The organism is Streptomyces sp. JJ36, assembly GCF_021696945.1.
Lineage (GTDB): Bacteria > Actinomycetota > Actinomycetes > Streptomycetales > Streptomycetaceae > Streptomyces.
This window is the reverse complement of the sequence record NZ_JACYHE010000007.1, coordinates 68,992-87,289: the sequence shown is the minus strand read 5'-3', so window position 1 is coordinate 87,289 and position 18,298 is coordinate 68,992. Positions and strand designations below refer to the sequence as shown.

The 18,298-nt window shown below is 74.3% G+C and carries 14 protein-coding genes; 3 read left to right on the top strand and 11 right to left on the bottom strand.

Annotated elements, in window-relative coordinates:
• Window positions 1-402: 402 nt before the first annotated feature.
• Window positions 403-1,386: a 2-hydroxyacid dehydrogenase gene (locus tag HOY81_RS04745; protein ID WP_237318445.1), complete on the bottom strand. Its 984-nt coding sequence runs from the start codon at window positions 1,384-1,386 to the stop codon at window positions 403-405.
• Between the two features lie 81 nt (window positions 1,387-1,467).
• Between HOY81_RS04745 and HOY81_RS04740 the strand changes: the two genes are divergently transcribed.
• The 3 genes from HOY81_RS04740 to HOY81_RS04730 all read left to right on the top strand — a co-directional run bounded on the left by HOY81_RS04740 (window position 1,468) and on the right by HOY81_RS04730 (window position 4,092).
• Window positions 1,468-2,463 (top strand): aldo/keto reductase, encoded by a 996-nt coding sequence (locus HOY81_RS04740; RefSeq protein WP_237318443.1) that lies wholly within the window; start codon window positions 1,468-1,470, stop codon window positions 2,461-2,463.
• Window positions 2,464-2,575: 112 nt separating this feature from the next.
• The gene (locus HOY81_RS04735) at window positions 2,576-3,754 is read left to right on the top strand and encodes a sorbosone dehydrogenase family protein (RefSeq protein ID WP_237318441.1); all 1,179 of its coding nucleotides are present in this window, start codon (window positions 2,576-2,578) and stop codon (window positions 3,752-3,754) included.
• A gap of 98 nt (window positions 3,755-3,852) precedes the next feature.
• On the top strand, window positions 3,853-4,092 hold the full coding sequence (locus tag HOY81_RS04730) for a DUF6191 domain-containing protein (protein ID WP_237318439.1): 240 nt from the start codon (window positions 3,853-3,855) through the stop codon (window positions 4,090-4,092).
• 158 nt (window positions 4,093-4,250) lie between these two features.
• Here HOY81_RS04730 and HOY81_RS04725 read toward each other — a convergent pair whose 3' ends face one another.
• From HOY81_RS04725 to HOY81_RS04680, 10 genes are all read right to left on the bottom strand, one after another.
• A complete protein-coding gene (locus tag HOY81_RS04725; protein WP_237318437.1) occupies window positions 4,251-6,602 on the bottom strand; it encodes an MMPL family transporter in 2,352 nt (783 codons plus the stop codon).
• 160 nt (window positions 6,603-6,762) lie between these two features.
• Window positions 6,763-8,031, bottom strand: coding sequence for an AAA family ATPase (locus HOY81_RS27655; RefSeq protein ID WP_237318435.1), 1,269 nt, complete (start codon window positions 8,029-8,031; stop codon window positions 6,763-6,765).
• A 222-nt stretch (window positions 8,032-8,253) separates the two neighbouring features.
• Window positions 8,254-9,762 (bottom strand): Asp-tRNA(Asn)/Glu-tRNA(Gln) amidotransferase subunit GatB, encoded by a 1,509-nt coding sequence (gatB, locus tag HOY81_RS04715; RefSeq protein WP_237318433.1) that lies wholly within the window; start codon window positions 9,760-9,762, stop codon window positions 8,254-8,256.
• Between the two features lie 15 nt (window positions 9,763-9,777).
• On the bottom strand, window positions 9,778-10,023 hold the full coding sequence (locus tag HOY81_RS04710) for a hypothetical protein (RefSeq protein WP_237318431.1): 246 nt from the start codon (window positions 10,021-10,023) through the stop codon (window positions 9,778-9,780).
• The gene (gene gatA, locus HOY81_RS04705) at window positions 10,020-11,519 is read right to left on the bottom strand and encodes an Asp-tRNA(Asn)/Glu-tRNA(Gln) amidotransferase subunit GatA (RefSeq protein ID WP_237318429.1); all 1,500 of its coding nucleotides are present in this window, start codon (window positions 11,517-11,519) and stop codon (window positions 10,020-10,022) included. Before gatA ends, HOY81_RS04710 begins: the two co-directional genes overlap by 4 nt.
• 5 nt (window positions 11,520-11,524) lie before the next feature.
• Complete coding sequence (gene gatC, locus HOY81_RS04700; protein WP_237318427.1) at window positions 11,525-11,821, bottom strand: Asp-tRNA(Asn)/Glu-tRNA(Gln) amidotransferase subunit GatC; 297 nt, start codon at window positions 11,819-11,821, stop codon at window positions 11,525-11,527.
• A gap of 192 nt (window positions 11,822-12,013) precedes the next feature.
• Complete coding sequence (locus HOY81_RS04695; protein WP_237318425.1) at window positions 12,014-14,119, bottom strand: bifunctional diguanylate cyclase/phosphodiesterase; 2,106 nt, start codon at window positions 14,117-14,119, stop codon at window positions 12,014-12,016.
• A gap of 245 nt (window positions 14,120-14,364) precedes the next feature.
• Window positions 14,365-16,548 (bottom strand): NAD-dependent DNA ligase LigA, encoded by a 2,184-nt coding sequence (ligA, locus tag HOY81_RS04690; RefSeq protein ID WP_237318423.1) that lies wholly within the window; start codon window positions 16,546-16,548, stop codon window positions 14,365-14,367.
• Window positions 16,549-16,563: 15 nt separating this feature from the next.
• On the bottom strand, window positions 16,564-17,598 hold the full coding sequence (locus HOY81_RS04685) for a methionine synthase (RefSeq protein ID WP_237318422.1): 1,035 nt from the start codon (window positions 17,596-17,598) through the stop codon (window positions 16,564-16,566).
• Window positions 17,595-18,284 carry an SDR family oxidoreductase gene (locus tag HOY81_RS04680; RefSeq protein ID WP_237318420.1) on the bottom strand — a complete coding sequence of 230 codons (690 nt, stop codon included), beginning with the start codon at window positions 18,282-18,284 and terminating at the stop codon, window positions 17,595-17,597. Before HOY81_RS04680 ends, HOY81_RS04685 begins: the two co-directional genes overlap by 4 nt.
• Window positions 18,285-18,298: the final 14 nt, after the last annotated feature.

The following is an 18,298-nucleotide window of genomic DNA, read 5'->3' as shown; positions in this document are numbered from 1 at the left end:
ACTGCGTGCCGCATTCGGCGGTTCGTCCATTGGCCGCGCATTCGCCCGTCGCCCCCCTCGTGTCCTGGTTTCGCCCCCCGTCGGGACGATACACCAGGATGGTCACTCAGGGACATAGTTCCGATACAGAACGTGACGACCTGGAAAGATACTCGTTCTCCGGCTTTCTCCCCGGCCTTCGCCGGGGTTTTCCGGGCGCGTGGGGGCGCCCTGCGGGGCCGAAGACGCCCCGGGCGCCGCCCGGACTCCGCGCGCGCCCGTCCGAAGCCGTCAGCCCCGGCGGCCCCTCGGTGCAGTCTCAGCGCCCCCTCAGCGCTCCCTCAACACTCCCTCAGTGGATCTCAGTGCTCAGTGCTCCCTCAGCGTTCCGTGGGCGTTCCTCAGCGTTCCCTCAGCGTTCCGTCAGCGCCCCTGGGTGCCGGCCACCGCGACCACGTGCTCCACCGGCTCCCCGGCCGCCCAGCGGGTCAGCTGGGCCCGCAGCAGCCGCTTGGCACGCGGCAGGAAAGCCGAGGTGGGGCCGCCCACATGGGGGCTGATGAGCACACCGGGCGCGCGCCAGAGCGGGTGACCGGGCGGCAGCGGTTCCGGATCCGTGACGTCCAGCGCCGCCCGCAGCCGGCCCGTCGCCACCTCCGCCAGCAGCGCCTCGGTGTCCACCACTCCCCCGCGGGCCACGTTGACCAGCAGGCCGCCGTCCCGCATACGGGAGAGGAACTCCGCGTCCGCCAGTCCGCGGGTCTGCTCGGTGAGGGGCGTGCACAGGATCACGACGTCGGCGCGCGGAAGCAGTTCCGGGAGCGCACCCAAGCCGTGCACCGGCCCGCGGTCGGCCTCGCGCGCCGTGCGCGCCACCCGCAACACCTCCGCCACCTCGAACGGGAGCAGCCGGTCCTCCACCGCGCCGCCGATCGCCCCGTAGCCCACGATCAGCACCGTCCTGTCCGCCAGTGCCGGGTGTGTTCCCGGCTCCCAGCTCTCCCGCTGCTGCGCCCGTACGAACTCCGGAATGCGGCGGAGCGAGGCCAGCGTGAGGGCCAGCGCGAGCTCCGCCGTGCTGGCGTCGTGCACGCCGCGGGCGTTGCACAGCACCGTCCCGGCGGGCAGCCCCGGTACGGCGGGCGCGACGTGGTCGATGCCCGCGGTCAGCGTCTGCACGACCCGCACCTGCGTCATGTGGCGCAGCGGTCGTACGGCGACCTCGGCACCCTTCATGTAGGGCACGACGTAGAACGCGCACCGCTCCGGGTCGGCGGGGAACCCGGCGGCGCCGTCCCAGAAGCGGTATCCGGGTCCGACGGGGAGACCGTCGATCTCGTCGGGCGGTACCGGAAGCCATACGTCGGTGGCCGGCGGCAGGCCGGAGGCCGGAGATGCGGAAGCCATGGCCAGAGGCTATGCGAGGCGGGCCGGTGGCGTCCCGGCGGCACCCGCTAGTTTGGGGGCGTCAGGAGGGAGCTCGTCCAGGTGGAGCGCAGGAGAATCGGTGCGGCGGCCCTCGAGGTGGGGGCGATCGGCCTCGGCTGCATGCCGATGAGCTGGGCGTACTCCGCCTCGGAGCAGGACGGCGAGTCCTCGCTGCGGGCGGTGCACGCGGCGCTGGACCGGGGCGTGTCGCTGCTCGACACCGCCGACATGTACGGCCCGTTCACCAACGAGCTGCTGCTCGGCAGGGTGCTCAAGGAGCGGCGTGCGGACGCCTTCGTGTCCACCAAGTGCGGACTGCTCGTCGGCGACCAGCACATCGTCGCCAACGGCCGCCCCGGCTACGTCCGGCGGGCCTGCGACGCCTCGCTGCGCCGGCTGCAGACCGACACCATCGACCTCTACCAGTTGCACCGCGCCGACCCCGAGGTGCCCGTCGAGGAGACCTGGGGGGCCATGGCGGAGCTGGTCTCGGCCGGGAAGGTGCGGTCGCTGGGCCTGTGCGCCATGGGGGCGCGGGCCGACCGGAGGGCCGGCGCCGCCATCCACGAGGCGACGCTCCGCCAGCTCGACCGGGTGCAGCAGGTCTTCCCGGTGAGCAGCGTGCAGGCGGAACTCTCGGTCTGGTCGCCGGAGGCGCTGGAGGGGCTGCTGCCGTGGTGCGAGGCCCGCGGGGTGGGCTTCCTGGCCGCGATGCCGCTGGGCAACGGCTATCTGACGGGCACCCTGACGACCGGCGGCGGCTTCGAGCCGGAGGACGTACGGGCCCGCCACCCCCGGTTCACCGCCGAGATGATGGCCGCGAACCAGCCGATCGTCGCCGGGCTGCGCCGGGTGGCGCAGCGGCACGGCGCGGCCACCCCGGCGCAGGTCGCGCTGGCCTGGCTGCTGGCGCAGAGTCCGCTGGTGGTGCCGGTGCCCGGTACCAAGAAGGAGCGCTGGGCGGCGGAGAACGCCGCGGCGGCGGACCTGCTGCTCACCGCGGAGGACCTGCGGGAGATCGCCGCTCTGCCGCCGGCCCGGGGCTCCTGGGACTGAGCGGTCCCGGGCCGGCGCCGGACCGGTACGGCGCCACGGGCGGCCACGATGTGATGTGCTGGAGAGCGAGCCATCGGCCGGTGGCGGAACCGGCGACTCCGGGAGGACGATCGTGCGCCACTTCTCCAGGCGGTCCGTACGGGCGGCCGTCGCGAAGGGCACGGCTGCCGCGCTGGCCGCCGTGGTCTGCGCGGCGGGCTGCACGTCCGGCGGTTCCGGGGAGCCGGAGGGGGAGACGACGTCGCCGCGGCCCTCGGGCTCCGCCCCGGGAGGGACCGGGTCGCCGACAGCGCCACCGGACGAGGGCCGCGTGCAGGTCCGGGAGACCGTCACCGAGGACCTGGAGTCGCCCTGGGGGCTCGCGCCGCTCGCCGGCGGCGATCTGCTGGTCTCCTCCCGCGACACCGGCGACATCGTCCGGGTGGACACCGGGAACGGCGAGCAGACCGAGGTCGGCTCGGTACCGGGCACCGACCCCGGCGGCGAGGGCGGGCTGCTGGGCATCGCCCTCCCACCGGACGACGACCGCACCCTCTACGCCTACGTCACCACCGCCTCCGACAACCGCGTCGTCCGGATGCGCTACGACCCGGACGAGCAGCCCGGCGACCAGTTGAGCGCGCCGGACACCGTCTTCAAGGGCATTCCCAAGGGCACGATCCACAACGGCGGCCGGATCGCCTTCGGGCCGGACCGGATGCTCTACGTCGGCACCGGCGAGACCGGCGACCGCGGGCTCTCCCAGGACGACGACTCCCCGGCCGGCAAGATCCTGCGCATGACCCCGGACGGCGAGCCGCCCGGGCACGGCAACCCCGACCCGGACTCGGTCGTCTACTCCAAGGGCCACCGCAACGTGCAGGGGCTCGCCTGGGACGCCGAGGAGCGCCTCTGGGCCTCCGAGTTCGGCCAGGACACCTGGGACGAGCTCAACCTCGTCAAGCCCGGCGGCAACTACGGCTGGCCGGAGGTGGAGGGCAAGGCCGGCCGCGAGGGGTTCACCGACCCGGTGGCCCAGTGGCGCCCGGCGGAGGCGTCGCCCAGCGGCATCGCCACGGCGAAGGGCTCGGTGTGGATGGCCGCGCTCCGCGGCGAACGGCTGTGGCGCGTCCCGCTGCGCGGCACGGAACTCTCGGCCGAGCCCCAGGCGTTCCTGGAGGAGCGGTACGGACGGCTGCGCACGGTGGTCTCCGCCGGTCCCGGCGAGGTCTGGCTGGTGACCAGCGAGACGGACACACGGGGGACCCCGGAGAGCGGTGACGACCGTATCCTGAGGCTCACGGTGCGCTGAGGGAGGACGCCGGACCCCGGAGCACCCCGCGGGACGGCACCCGTCGTCCGGCACCGTCGTTCTGCCCCGAAGGGGGTGGGGGGAAGGAACTCGCGACCATGCTCGACCTGAGCCAGGAACTGTTCAACCCCAGCGCCAAACACACCGAGGACGAGCGGCAGCGGCTGGATCACACCCGGATGGTCGAGGGCGACCACGGGCCCGGCTGCGGGCCGGTGGACCTGGACTCCGGGACGGTGGTGATCGCCTCGCAGACCGACGCGGTGCTGCCGCCGCGGCCGCGGCCGGAGGAGGACTCCGCGACCACCGCGGACCCGGGGGACGCCGGGGACGCCTGACCCGCCGGGGCACGCCGACAACCGCGGGCACGCGAGGGGGCCCGCCGGGCAAGGAGGCACCGGGCCACCCGGGTCGCCGGGGATTCGGCGACCCGGCGGCTCCAGGCCGGGCAGCAGCCGGGCGAGGCCAGCCTCCCCGGGCTGCGGGCATGGGGGTCTTACGGCCGGGTCTCGGATCCCCGGACGGCGGCGGGGCCGCGGGCCCCGGTGGGCGAGGGGTGCTGCGGCGGAACCGCCGGGGAGGCCTCCGGAGCCGCCGCCCCGGGCCGCGCGGCGGCGTGTGCGCCGACCGCCGCGGAGGCCGGTGCCGGAGCCGGCGCGGCTGCGGGCGCGGGTGCGGGTGCGGGTGCGGCGGCCGGCGTCTCGATGCCGATGCGCGGCAGCCGGCGCTCCACCCAGGCCGGGAGCCACCAGTTGGCGCCGCCCAGCAGGTGCATCAGGGCCGGCACCAGCAGGGTGCGGAGCACGTACGCGTCCAGCGCCACGGCGGTGGCCAGACCGATCCCGAACATGGCGATGATCCGGTCCCCGCTGAGGACGAAGGCGCCGAACACGGCGATCATGATGGCGGCCGCGCAGTTGATCACCCGGCCGGTCTCCGCCAGGCCCACCCGGACGGCCCGCCGGTTGTCGCCGGTCGCCCGCCACTCCTCGTACATCCGGCTGACCAGGAACACCTGGTAGTCCATGGAGAGGCCGAAGAGCACCGCGATCATGACGACCGGCAGGAAGGGCTCGACGGGTCCCGCACCGCCGAGCCCGAGCAGGCCGCTGCCCCAGCCCCACTGGAAGACGGCCACCACCACGCCGAAGGAGGCGGCCACCGCCAGCACGTTCATCAGCGCCGCCTTGAGCGGTATGCCGACGCTGCGGAAGGCGAGCAGCAGCAGGGCGCACCCGAGAGCGACGACGGTCGCCAGGAAGGCGGGAAGCCGGTCCAGGACGGCGGCGGCGAAGTCGTCCTGCCCGGCCGTGGGCCCGCCCACGTGCACCCGCAGCGGGCGGTCCGCGACCGCTTCGGGCAGCACGTCGGTGCGGAGCCGCTCCACCAGCCGCGAGGTGGCCCCGTCCTGCGGCCCGGTCTCCGGTACGACCGTGACGGCGCCGACCTCCCCGCTGCCGTTCACCTCCGAACCGGTCACCCCGGCGACGCCCGGCACCTCGCGCAGCGTGCCGGTCAGTTCGCCGAAGGCCAGCTTCCCCGCTGCGCCGTCGAGCTCGGCGACGAGCGTCAACGGGCCGTTCACCCCGGGCCCGAAGCCCTCGGCCAGCAGGTCGTACGCCTGCCGGCCGGCGGACCCGGCGGGCTGGTCCGCCGGGCCGGGGGTGCCCAGCCGGAGCCCCAGCACGGGCAGCGCCAGGGCGAGCATGACCGCGGCGGCCAGCGCGCCCAGCAGCCGGGGGCGCCGCTCGACGAAGGCGGACCAGCGGGCGGCTCCGGTGGTGCCCTCCTCGGCGGCCGGGTCCGCCGCCCGCCGGCGCCGCTCGCGGCGGCTCAGCGCCCGCCGCCCGATCGCCCCCAGCAGGGCGGGCAGCAGGGTGACCGAGGCCAGCACCGCCAGCAGTACGGTCAGCGAGCCGGCCACCGCCACGCCGAACAGGAAGTCCAGGCGCAGCACCAGCATGCCGAGCAACGCGATGCAGACGGTCACGCCCGCGAACACCACGGCCCGCCCCGCGGAGGCCAGGGCGCGCTCGGCCGCCACGGCGACCGGCAGGCCCTCCTTCAGCCCGCGGCGGTGCCGGGTGACGATGAAGAGCGCGTAGTCGATGCCGACCCCGAGCCCGATCAGGGTGCCGAGCATGGGTGCGAAGTCGGCGACGGTGGTGACGTGCCCGAGGAGCTGGATGCCGAGATAGCCGGTGCCCACGCTGACCAGCGCGGTCACCAGCGGCAGCAGCATGGCGGCGAACGAGCCGAAGGCGAAGAGCAGCACCGCGGCGGCGGCCAGCACGCCGACCGCCTCGCTCACCCGGGCGGAGCCGCTGCCGGCCTCCGCGAGGTTCAGGCCGCGCCCGCCGAGTGCGACCTCTAGCCCGGGCACGTCCCCGCGGGCCTCGCGGGCGAGGCCGCGCACCGCGGCGACCTGGTCCTCCGGCAGGTCCTCGACGGGCCCCCGGAAGTGCAGCCGGGCGTAGGCGGTGTGCCCGTCGTCGCTGATCAGACGGGCGTCGCCGGATCCGTACGGGCCGGTGACCCGGGACACCGCGGGTTGCCCGCCGAGGTCGGCCAGCAGCCGGGTCATGCGCTGCTCGACGCCGGCCTCCCGTACGCCGTCCGGGGTACCGGCGGACCGCCACACCACCGTGCTGCTGTCACCTGCGCGGTCCGGGAAGCCCTCGGCGAGCAGCGTGGCGGCCCGGCCGGACGCGGTCTCGGGGACGGCGTAGTCGTTGGAGTAGGCGCTGCCGGCGGCGGTCGCGGCCGCCGCGGTGCCCGCGAGCGCCACCAGCCACAGCACGGCGACGAGGAGTCGGCGGCGGAGACACCACCGGGCGAGAGCGGCCATCGGCTTCCCTGACGGATCTGCAGTTCGTGGATCTTTCAGGGAGCGCGCCCCCCGGAGGACATGTGCTCACCCGCGCACACGTCCGACGTACTCTGGCACGTCGGGGAGATCGTTTGCAGTTCTCGTGTGCGTTCTCACATGCGTCCGCCGCCGGCCGGTCTCACACGGTGAGCCGCTGCATGCCGTCCAGCATCCGTGTGATCTGCTCGGCCGAGAGGGTCTCCCCCGGGTCCTCGCCGGGGCGCTGTTCCCGCAGCGGGTGGGCCCGGGTCACCATCGACTCCACCTGGTGCTTGTGGTCGGTGTGCGGCGTCTGCTCCAGGAACACCAGGTTGCCCGCCGTCTCGTGGCGCAGCGCCGAGAGCAGCGCCGGGGACTGGGTGGCGACGAGGAGCTGACGGAAGCCGCGGACCCGGGTGGCGCGCTCGGCCATGTCCGCGTAGCCGTCGATGCCCCGCCGCAGCCGGCCCACCAGCCCGACCAGGGTGGTCGGGTGCAGCCCGTTCTCCGGTTCCTCGACGGCCAGCACCCCGGCGCGCCGCTCGTCACGCCAGGCCGCCAGCAGCGCCAGCGTACGGAGCGTGCCGCCGGAGAGCAGGGCCGGCGAGGCCCAGCCGGTGTGGCCGAGGCGGACGTCGAAGTCGTACTCGCCGCGCCGCTCGTCGAAGAGCGGCCGGATGCCGGAGGTCTCCGGGAGCAGTGCGGTGAGGTCCTCCTCCAGCGGGTGCCGCTCGGTGTGGCCGAGCCGGTGCAGCACCGCGGCCAGGTTCGCCCCGTCGGCCTGCAGCGGCTCCAGTTCGCTGCCGGCGGAGGGGCGGCGCATCGCGGCCGGGTCCAGCGCCAGCGGCTGCCAGGTCTCGCACTCCCGGTGCAGCAGCGCGAGCAGCTCGCCGTCGCCGGCGCCGGCCGGGTGCTCCGCGTCGTCCAGGCTGACCCAGTCGGTGCCGGTGCGGCGCAGGAAGCGCTCGCGGGCCTCGGTCATGGCCGCGCTCAGCTCCTCCGGGATGCCCTGCCGGCGCATCCAGCCCGTGCGCTCCAGGCTGCTCACCCACACACTGCCGCGCAGCAGCGGCGCCGCGCCCAGCGAGCGGGGAGCGCCGCTCTCCCGCTCGATCTCCAGCCAGACGACCACGGGCAGCGGCCCGTCGGCGGAGGGCACGATCATCCCGACCTTGATGCTGATCACGGTGGCCGTGTGACCGCGGCCGCCGGTCTCGGCGTGGTGGAAGAGGGGGAGCGGCGCGTGCGGCGTGTCGGCGCCCGGCGTGGCGGGGAAGCCGCTCCGGACGGTGCGGCGGACGAGGTCGAGCGCCTCCAGCAGATTGGACTTGCCGGAGCCGTTCCCGCCCACGAGCACCGTGCACGGGCGCACATCCAGTTCGAAGTCCAGAAAGGACTTGAACCCGTCGATCTCGATCCGAGTGATCACGTCGCCCACCTTCCTCGCGGAACAGCCTGGTCGTACGGGGCCACGCTAGCGACCGCGACCCGCATCCGTCCCGGGTACGGGCGCAGCCGCGCCGTACGCGCCCCGGAGCGGCGCCCGCACGGCACGCGCACCGCCCGGTGTGCCCTGCCGGGCCCCGGAGACGCGCCGAGGGGCGGTCCCGGAAGCCGGGACCGCCCCTCTCCGTACCCGCAGGGTACGCGTTCAGCCCTGAACGCCCAGCTTCTCCAGGATCAGCTCCCGGACCCGGGCCGCGTCGGCCTGGCCGCGGGTGGCCTTCATGACCGCGCCGACCAGGGCGCCGGCCGCGGCCACCTTGCCGCCGCGGATCTTCTCGGCGACGTCCGGGTTGCCGGCGATCGCCTCGTCCACGGCGGTGCCCAGCGCGCCCTCGTCCGAGACGACCTTGAGGCCCCGCTTCTCCACCACCTCGTCCGGGCTGCCCTCGCCGGCCAGCACGCCCTCGATGGTCTGCCGGGCCAGCTTGTCGTTGAGCGAGCCCTCCGCGACCAGCGCGCAGAGGCGGGCCACCTGCTCGGGCGTGATGGGCAGGTCGTCCAGCTCGGCGCCCGTCTCGTTCGCCCGGCGGGCGAGCTCGCCCATCCACCACTTGCGCGCCTGGTCGGCCGGCGCGCCGGCGTCGATGGTGGCGACGATCAGGCCGACCGCGCCGGCGTTGAGCACCGACTGCATCTCGTGCTCGGAGATGCCCCACTCCTCGCGGAGCCGGTTGCGCCGCACCCGCGGCAGCTCCGGCAGCTCGGCACGGAGCTTCTCCACCCACTCGCGGGAGGGCGCGACGGGCACCAGGTCGGGCTCCGGGAAGTAGCGGTAGTCCTCCGCCTCCTCCTTGACCCGGCCGGAGGTGGTGGAGCCGTCCTCCTCGTGGAAGTGACGGGTCTCCTGGACGATGGCGCCGCCGTCGTCCAGCACCGCGGCGTGCCGCTGGATCTCGAAGCGCGCGGCGCGCTCGACGGAGCGCAGCGAGTTGACGTTCTTCGTCTCCGAGCGGGTGCCGAAGACGGTGCTGCCGTGCGGGCGCAGCGACAGGTTGACGTCGCAGCGCATCTGGCCCATCTCCATGCGTGCCTCGGAGACGCCGAGCGCCCGGATGAGCTCCCGCAGCTCCGCGACGTAGGCGCGGGCCACCTCGGGCGCCCGCGGCCCGGCACCCTCGATCGGCTTGGTGACGATCTCGATGAGCGGGATGCCCGCCCGGTTGTAGTCCAGCAGCGAGTGCGAGGCGCCGTGGATACGGCCGGTCGCGCCGCCGACATGGGTGGACTTGCCGGTGTCCTCCTCCATGTGGGCGCGCTCGATGCCGACCCGGAAGACCTCCCCGTCCTCGAGCTGGACGTCCAGGAAGCCGTCGTGGGCAATCGGTTCGTCGTACTGCGAGGTCTGGAAGTTCTTCGGCATGTCCGGATAGAAGTAGTTCTTCCGGGCGAAGCGGCACCACTCGGCGATCTCGCAGTTCAGCGCGAGGCCGATCCGGATCGCGGACTCCACGCCGGTCGCGTTGACCACCGGGAGCGACCCGGGGAGACCGAGGCAGGTGGGGCAGGTCTGGGTGTTCGGCTCGGCGCCGAGCGCGGTGGAGCACCCGCAGAACATCTTCGTCCGGGTGCCGAGCTCCACGTGCACCTCGAGCCCCATCACGGGGTCGTACCCGGCCAGGGCGTCCTCGTACGACACCAGTTCAGTGACGGTCACGGGAATTCTTGCCTCTCAGTCGTCCGCGAGGACATCGTCCGCGTCCAGGCGCCGCAGCTCCCGTACGAGCAGTGCGATGCCCGTGACGATGCCGGCGGCCGAGACGGCCACATCGAGCAGTTGCAGGGTGTCGCCCTCCTGGCGCGCCTTCTTCGCGCGCTTCACGGTGCCGACGGCACCGAAGAGGGAGCTGGCGATGGAGATGTACATGCCGGTCCTGGACTTCTTGAAGCCCTTGGCCTTCTGCAGCTTTCCGCTCACAGCGACGGTGCCTCCTCGAGCAACGGGTGTCCCCAACGTGCCTGGAAGGCGGCCTCGACGGCCGCACCGACACGGTAGAGCCGGTCATCGGCCATGGCGGGGGCGATGATCTGGAGCCCCACCGGAAGCCCGTCCTCCGGCGCGAGGCCGCACGGCAGCGACATGGCCGCGTTGCCCGCGAGGTTGGACGGGATGGTGCACAGGTCGGAGAGGTACATCGCCATCGGGTCGTCCGTACGCTCCCCGATCGGGAAGGCGGTCGTCGGCGAAGTGGGCGAGACCAGCACGTCCACGCTCTCGAAGGCCCGCGCGAAGTCCCGGGTGATCAGCGTCCGCACCTTCTGCGCCGAGCCGTAGTACGCGTCGTAGTAGCCCGAGCTCAGGGCGTAGGTGCCGAGCATCACACGGCGCTTCACCTCCGGGCCGAAGCCCTCCTCCCGGGTCAGCGAGGTGACCTCCTCGGCGGAACGGGTGCCGTCGTCGCCGACCCGCAGGCCGTACCGCATGGCGTCGAAACGCGCCAGGTTGGAGGAGCACTCGCTCGGCGCGATGAGGTAGTAGGCGGGCAGCGCCTTGGTGAAGACCGGGCAGGACACCTCGACGACCTCGGCGCCCAGCTCGCGCAGCAGCTCCACCGACTCGTCGAACCGCTGCATCACCCCGGCCTGGTAGCCCTCGCCGCGGAACTCCTTCACCACGCCGACCCGCAGGCCCCGCACGTCCGCCTGCCGGGCCGCGCCGACCACGTCCGGCACCGGCTGGTCGACGGAGGTCGAGTCCAGCTCGTCGTGCCCGGCGATCACCGAGTGCAGCAGGGCCGCGTCCAGCACGGTACGGGCGCAGGGGCCGCCCTGGTCCAGCGAGGAGGAGAAGGCGACCATGCCGTACCGGGACACCGCGCCGTACGTCGGCTTGACGCCGACCGTGCCGGTCATGGCGGCGGGCTGCCGGATGGAGCCGCCGGTGTCGGTACCGATGGCGAGCGGCGCCTGGAAGGCCGCCAGGGAGGCGGAGGAGCCGCCGCCGGAGCCGCCGGGGATGCGGGTCAGGTCCCACGGGTTCCCGGTGGGGCCGAAGGCGCTGTTCTCCGTGGAGGAGCCCATCGCGAACTCGTCCATGTTGGTCTTGCCGAGGACGACCACGTCGGCCTCCCGCAGCCGCCGGGTCACCGTGGCGTCGTACGGGGGCAGCCAGCCCTCGAGGATCTTCGAGCCGACCGTGGTCGGCTGCCCCTCGGTCGTGAAGATGTCCTTCAGCGCCAGCGGCACGCCCGCCAGCGGGCCGAGCTGCTCGCCGCGCTCGCGCTTCTCGTCCACGCGGCGGGCCGCGGCCAGCGCGCCCTCGCGGTCGACGTGCAGGAAGGCGTGCACCTTCTCGTCGACCGCTTCGATACGGGCCAGGTGCGCCTCGGTCACCGCCTCGGCGGTGACCTCGCCGCCGGCGATCCGCGCCGCGGTCTCCGCGGCCGTCAGCCTGGTCAGGTCGCTGTCGCTCATGGCGGTCACTCCTCCCCCAGGATCTGCGGCACCTTGAAACGCTGCTGCTCCTTGGCGGGGGCGCCGGAGAGCGCCTGCTCGGGGGTCAGGCTCGGACGGACGTCGTCCGGGCGCATGACGTTGGTCAGCGGCAGCGGGTGGGAGGTGGGCGGCACGTCCTCGTCGGCGACCTCGGAGACGGCGGCGACCGCGCCGATGATGGCGTCGAGCTGTCCGGCGAAGTGATCGAGCTCTTCGTCCTTCAGCTCCAGACGTGCCAGCCGGGCGAGGTGGGCGACCTCCTCGCGCGTGATGCCAGGCATGCGGATCCTCAAGGTGGGTGATGGTCGGTTGCGGCTTCTGCCCAATCCTATGGCGCGGCGCACCCGCGGTGCGAAACGGTTCGCGAGGGGCGCGGGTGAGGCGTGGGTGGGGCAGGGGGCGGTGCGGCCTGCGGCAGGGGTGGTGGACGCGGCCGGCGCCCGCCCCGGTCCCAGCCCCGGCCCGCGTCCCGGTCAGATCACCGGCTGGTCGGCGCTCTCCTCGGCGGGGGCGGGCACCGCGGGGATCTCGTGGGGCGAGCGCCCGGCCTGGCGGGACCGCAGCCAGGCGGTGGCCTCGGCGGCCGGCATGGCCGCGGCCACCAGCCAGCCCTGCACGGCGTCGCAGCCCAGGTCGCGCAGCCGCTCCCAGGTCTCGTCGTCCTCGACGCCCTCCGCCACCACCAGCAGCCCGAGCGAGTGCGCCAGGTCGACGGTGCACCGCACGATCTCCGCGTCCTCCGCGTCCACCGCCAGCCGGGCCACGAACGACCGGTCGATCTTCAGCTCGCTCACCGGCAGCCGCCGCAGGTGCACCAGAGAGGAGTACCCGGTGCCGAAGTCGTCGAGGGACATCTTGACGCCGTGCCCGGTGAGCGCGGCGAGGGTGTCCGCGGCCCGCTGCGGGTCCTCCAGCAGCACATGCTCGGTGATCTCCAGTTGCAGCGCCCCCGCCGGCACGCCGTGCCGGGCCAGCCGGGCGGCGACGGCCCCGGCGAAGCCGGGGCTGCGCACGTCGCGCGGGGAGACGTTCACCGCGACCGGGACGGTGAGCCCGGCGGCACGCCACCGGGCGACCTGGCCGAGCGCGGTCTCCAGCACGTACTCGGTGAGGCGCGGCATGAGGCCCGAGGTCTCGGCGATGGCGATGAACTCGTCCGGCGGCACCCGGCCGCGCTCCGGGTGCACCCAGCGGACCAGCGCCTCCAGACCGCAGATCCGCCCGTCGAAGCCGACCTTGGGCTGGTAGTGGAGTTCGACCTCCGCCGCGTCCAGGGCGCGGCGCAGGTCGGCGAGGAGACCGAGCCGGTCCGGGGTGTTGCCGTCCCGGGTGGCCTCGTAGACCTCGACGCCCGTCCGGTCCCGCTTGGCCTCGTACATCGCGACGTCCGCCCGGCGCAGCAGCCCCTCGGCCGAGCGGGCGTGGTCCGGGAAGACGGCGACGCCGGCGCTGGCCTCCAGCACCAGCGTCAGCCCGTCCAGGTCGAGCGGCGAGCCGAGCGCCGCGACCAGGGTGCGGGCGACCCGCTGCGCGCTGGTCGGCGAGTCGCACGCCGGGAGCAGCACCGCGAACTCGTCGCCGCCCAGCCGGGCCGCCTCCGCCTCCCTCGGGAGGGCGGTGCGGAGCCGGTCGGCTATCTGGAGCAGCAACCGGTCCCCGGCGAGGTGCCCGAGGGTGTCGTTGACGGAGCGGAAGCGGTCGAGGTCGATCAGGACGAGCGCGGAGCGCCCGCCGCGCCGGTCGGCGTGCTCCAGGGCGGCCCAGGCGCGTTCCATCAGCCACAGCCGGTTGGGCAGCCCGGTGAGCGGGTCGCGGAGCTGCTCCTCGGCGCGGACCCGGGCGATCCAGAGCGTGGAGTCCAGGGCGATCAGCGGGACCGCGAAGAGCGGCAGCAGCAGCGGCCGGTGCACGGCGACGACCACGATGAGCGGGGAGATGCCCAGCAGGGCGACGGCGACGAGCACCTGGCGCAGCAGCGCGGTACGCAGCGCCCGGTCGAGGCCGCGGCTGCGGCGGGCGAAGCAGTACCACAGCAGCAGCCGGGTGATCAGCAGATAGGCGCAGGCGGCGCCGACCACCTCGGGGACGGCGTAGAGGTTCCAGGAGCCGGGCTCCCAGGGGCGCTCCACGGAGGGGCGGGTGCCGACGGCGGCGAGCGCCAGGGCCGCGCCGCCGATGCCGATGATGTCGATGGCGCCGTGCACCAGCGCCTGCCGCCAGCGGTGCCGCCGCGCCGTGCCGACGAGCATGACCACGGCCAGCGAGACCAGCACGGCCGGCACCCAGCCGTAGAGCAGCAGGATGGAGAGGGTGAGCGCGGCGCCGGAGCCGGTACCGCCCCACCAGCGGTCCCGGCCGAGCGCGACCAGGTGGCCGACGACGACGCCGGTGAGGACCGCGAAGGACCAGCCGACCGTACCGGCGGGGAAGAGCGCACGCCCCTGGTCCAGCACCCGGAGCACGCCGGTGGCGAGCGCGGCGCCCGCGACGGCGACGACGGCCAGGGGCAGCCCGGGAACCCGGAACGACAGGAGCCGGTGCAGCCATGACGCGGCGTCGGCACCGCGGGATTCCTGCATGCCCGTCCCTCTCACAAACCGTCAGCGCCTGGCGCCGCCACGACAGGCTCACATGTCAACAGTAGGGCGCGGATGGCTGCGAGGGGCACCGATCGTTCGGGGTTGCCTCAATGCCGTCCGGATGCGCCGGCCCATCTGGTATGCGCCGTACGGGTGGTGTGCGCCGGTTTCCCGAACTGCCCGCGGGGGCAGACGAGTACGCGGGACGGACCGCGCTGTACCGGCTCTCCGCCCTCCTGGCTGCGCTATTCGGGTGGCGTGAGGGCGGCCTCGCGGGCGGCGTCCGGTCCGCGCTCCAGCAGGACGGTGAGGCCGTCGTCGTCCAGAATGGGCACCTTCACCTGCACGGCCTTGTCGTATTTCGAGCCGGGGTTGTCACCCACTACGACGAATCCGGTCTTTTTCGACACCGAACCCGTCACTTTTGCGCCACGCTGCTGGAGCGCCTCCTTGGCGGCGTCCCGGGTGTACGAGCTCAGGGTCCCGGTGACGACCACGGTGAGGCCCTCCAGCGGGCGCTCCGCCTCCTCGCCTGCCGGCTGCTCCTCCTCCATGCGGACGCCCGCGGCCCGCCAGCGCTCGACGATCTCCCGGTGCCAGTCCTCCGCGAACCAGTCCTTCACCGAGGCCGCGATGGTCGGTCCCACGCCCTCCGTCGCCGCCAGCTCCTCCTCGCCGGCCTCGGCGATCCGGTCCAGCGAGCGGAACTCCCGCGCCAGCGCCTCCGCGGCGACCGGGCCCACGTGCCGGATGGAGAGCCCGGTGATGATGCGGGCGAGCGGCCGGCTCTTGGCCGCCTCGATGCTCTCCAGCAGGGCCAGGGTGTTCTTCTTCGGCTCCCCCTGCTGGTTGGCGAAGAAGGTGACCACCTTCTCCTCGCCGGTCTTCGGGTCCCGCTTGGGCAGGCCGCTGTCCGGGTCCAGCACAGGGGACCGGATGGGCAGCAGCTCCTCCACCGTCAGGTCGAAGAGGCCGCCCTCGTCCCGCAGCGGAGGCTCGGCCGGCTCCAGCGGCTGGGTCAGCGCGGCCGCCGCGACATAGCCGAAGTGGTCGATGTCCAGACTCTTGCGGCCGGCCAGATAGTAGATCCGCTCGCGGAGCTGTGCCGGGCAGAACCGGGCGTTGGGGCACCGCAGGTCGATGTCGCCCTCCTTCATGGGGCGCAGCTCCGTGCCACAGTCCGGGCACGTGGAGGGCATGACGAACTCCCGTTCGCTGCCGTCCCGGAGGTCGGCGACCGGACCGAGGATCTCCGGGATGACGTCCCCCGCCTTGCGGAGCACCACGGTGTCGCCGATCAGCACGCCCTTGGCCTTCACCACCTCCTGGTTGTGCAGGGTGGCGAACTCGACCTCGGAGCCCGCGACGGTGACCGGCTCCACCACCGCGTAGGGCGTGACCCGGCCGGTGCGCCCGACGCCCACCCGGATGTCGACCAGCCGGGTGTTCACCTCCTCGGGGGGGTACTTCCAGGCGAGGGCCCAGCGCGGCGCCCGCGAGGTGGAGCCGAGCCGGCCCTGGAGCGGGATCTCGTCCAGCTTGACGACGACGCCGTCGATCTCGTGGCCCACGGAGTGCCGCCGCTCGCCGTACTCCGCGATGAACTCCCGCACGCCCGTCAGCCCGTCCACCACCCGGGTGTGCCGGGAGACCGGCAGCCCCCAGGAGCGCAGCCGCTCGTACGCCCCGGAGAGCCGGTCCTCCGGCAGCCCCCGGTGGGCGCCGACGCCGTGCACCACCAGGCGCAGCGGGCGCCCCGCGGTGACCTTGGGGTCCTTCTGCCGGAGCGAACCGGCGGCGGCGTTGCGCGGGTTGGCGAAGGGCTTGTCCCCCGCCTCCACCAGCCGGGCGTTGAGCTCCTGGAAGCCCTCCATCGGGAAGAACACCTCGCCCCGGACCTCCACCAGCTCCGGCACCCCGTCCCCGGAGAGCCGCTCCGGGACGTCGGCGACCGTCCGCACGTTCGGCGTGATGTCCTCGCCGGTGCGCCCGTCGCCCCGGGTGGCGGCGCGGGTGAGCCGGCCCTGCTCGTACGTCAGGTTGACCGCGAGGCCGTCGATCTTGAGCTCGCAGAGGAAGTGGTGGTCCACCCCCTCCAGCTCGCGCGCGATGCGCTCGCCCCAGGCGTCCAGCTCCCCGTCGTCGAAGGCGTTGTCCAGGGAGAGCATCCGCTCCCGGTGCGCGACCTCGGCGAAGTCCGTCTCGTACTGGCCGGCGACCTTCTGGGTGGGCGAGTCCGGGGTGCGGAGCTGCGGATGCTCCTCCTCCAGGCCCTCCAGCGCGCGCAGCAGCCGGTCGAACTCGGCGTCGCTGACGACCGGCGCGTCCTTGACGTAGTACCGGAAACGGTGCTCCTCGACCTGCTCCGCGAGCCGGGCGTGCCTCTCCCGGGCCTCCGCGGGCACCTGCGCCTGCTCTTCGCCAGCCACCGTCTCGTCCTCCCGTTACTCTGGGTCGTCGGCGAGTACCCCCGCCGCCCGGACGCAGTGCTCGAGCGCGGCCCGGGCGTACGCCGGCGAGGCACCCGCGAGCCCGCACGCCGGAGTGATCACCACCGACTCCGCGAGCAGCCCCGGGGACAGCCCGAGCCTGCGCCACAGCGTCCTGACACCCCCGACGCTACCCGCCGGGTCCGACAACGGCGTGGATCCGTCCCCGGCCCCCGGAAGCACACCGGCGAAGAGCGCCGTACCGGCCTCCACCGTCTCACCGATCGCCTCGTCATCACGCTCGGTGAGCAGTGCGAGGTCGAAGGAGATCCCCGCCGCCCCGGCGCGGCGCAGCAGCCCGAAGGGCACGCCGGAGGCGCAGCAGTGCACCACCACCGGCCCGTCGTGCATCGCCACCAGCTCCCGCAGCGTCCCCTCGGCCACCTGCCGGTCCACCGCCGGATGGCTGCGGTAGCCGCTGGCGGTGGGCACCCGTCCGGTCAGCACCGCCGGCAACCAGGGCTCGTCGAGCTGGAGCACCGGCTCCGCCCCGGGGACGCGCCGGCGCACCTCCGCGAGGTGGGCGCGCAGCCCCTCCGCCAGGGAGGCGGCCAGGTCACGGCAGGCGCCCGGGTCGCCGAGCATGGCCTCGCCGCCACGCCGCTGGAGCGTGGCGGCCAGGGTCCACGGGCCGACGGCGGAGACCTTGAGCGGACCGCGGTGGCCCTGGGCGAACTCCTCCAGCGCGTCCAGGTCCTCGCCGAGCCGGGAGCGGGCGCGGCGGGTGTCCCGGCCCGGCCGGTCGGCGATCCGCCACCCGCTCGGCTCCAGCTGTGCGTACAACTCGGCCAGCAGGCCCGCGGTGCGCCCGGTCATGTCCGCGCCGGGGCCGCGTGCCGGGAGCTCCGGCAGGAACGGCAGCGCCTCCAGGATGCCGGTGACCGTGCGCGCGGCCTCCCGGGCGTCCTCGCCGGGCATCGAGCCGACGCCGGTGGCCGCCGCGGCGCCCCAGGGGTGCCGGGCCGGCCCCGCGCCCGTCCCCGCGCTCATCCGGACGGCCGCACGGAGAGGTCGGTGACCTCGGCGTCGCGCGGCAGGTCGAGGGCGGTCAGCACGGTCGTCGCGACCGACTCCGGGTCCATCCACCGGTCCGGGTCGTAGCTCTTCCCCTCCTGCCGGTGCACCTTGGCCTGCATGGGCGTGGCGGTGCGGCCGGGGAAGACCGAGGTGACCCGGACGCCGTTGCCGCTCTCCTCCCAGCGCAGCGCGTCGGCCAGCGCCTTGAGCCCGTGCTTGCTGGCGGCGTACGCACCCCATTCGGCGTTGGCCCGCAGCCCGGCCCCGGAGTTGACGAAGAGCACATGGCCGCCCGCCGACCGGAGCTGCGGCAGCAGCAGCCGGGTCAGCTCGGCGGGCGCGACCAGGTTGGCCTCCAGGGTGGCGTGCCACACCTTCGGGGTGAGGTCGCCGATCCGCCCGAGGTCCACCACCCCGGCGATGTGGTGCAGCGAGTCCAGCCGCTCGGGGAGCTCCTGGTGGCTCAGGGCCCAGGAGAGCCGGTCCGGCACGGCGAGGTCGCCGACGAGCGTACGGGCGCCGGGGAAGGCGTCCGCCAGCTCCCTGGCGCGGCCCGCGTCCCGGGCGAGGAGCCAGAGGGTGTCACCGCGGTCCTGGAGACGCCGGGCGACGGCGGCCCCGATGCCGCTGCCCGCGCCGGTGATCAGATGTGTCGCCATGGGTTCATGGTCGC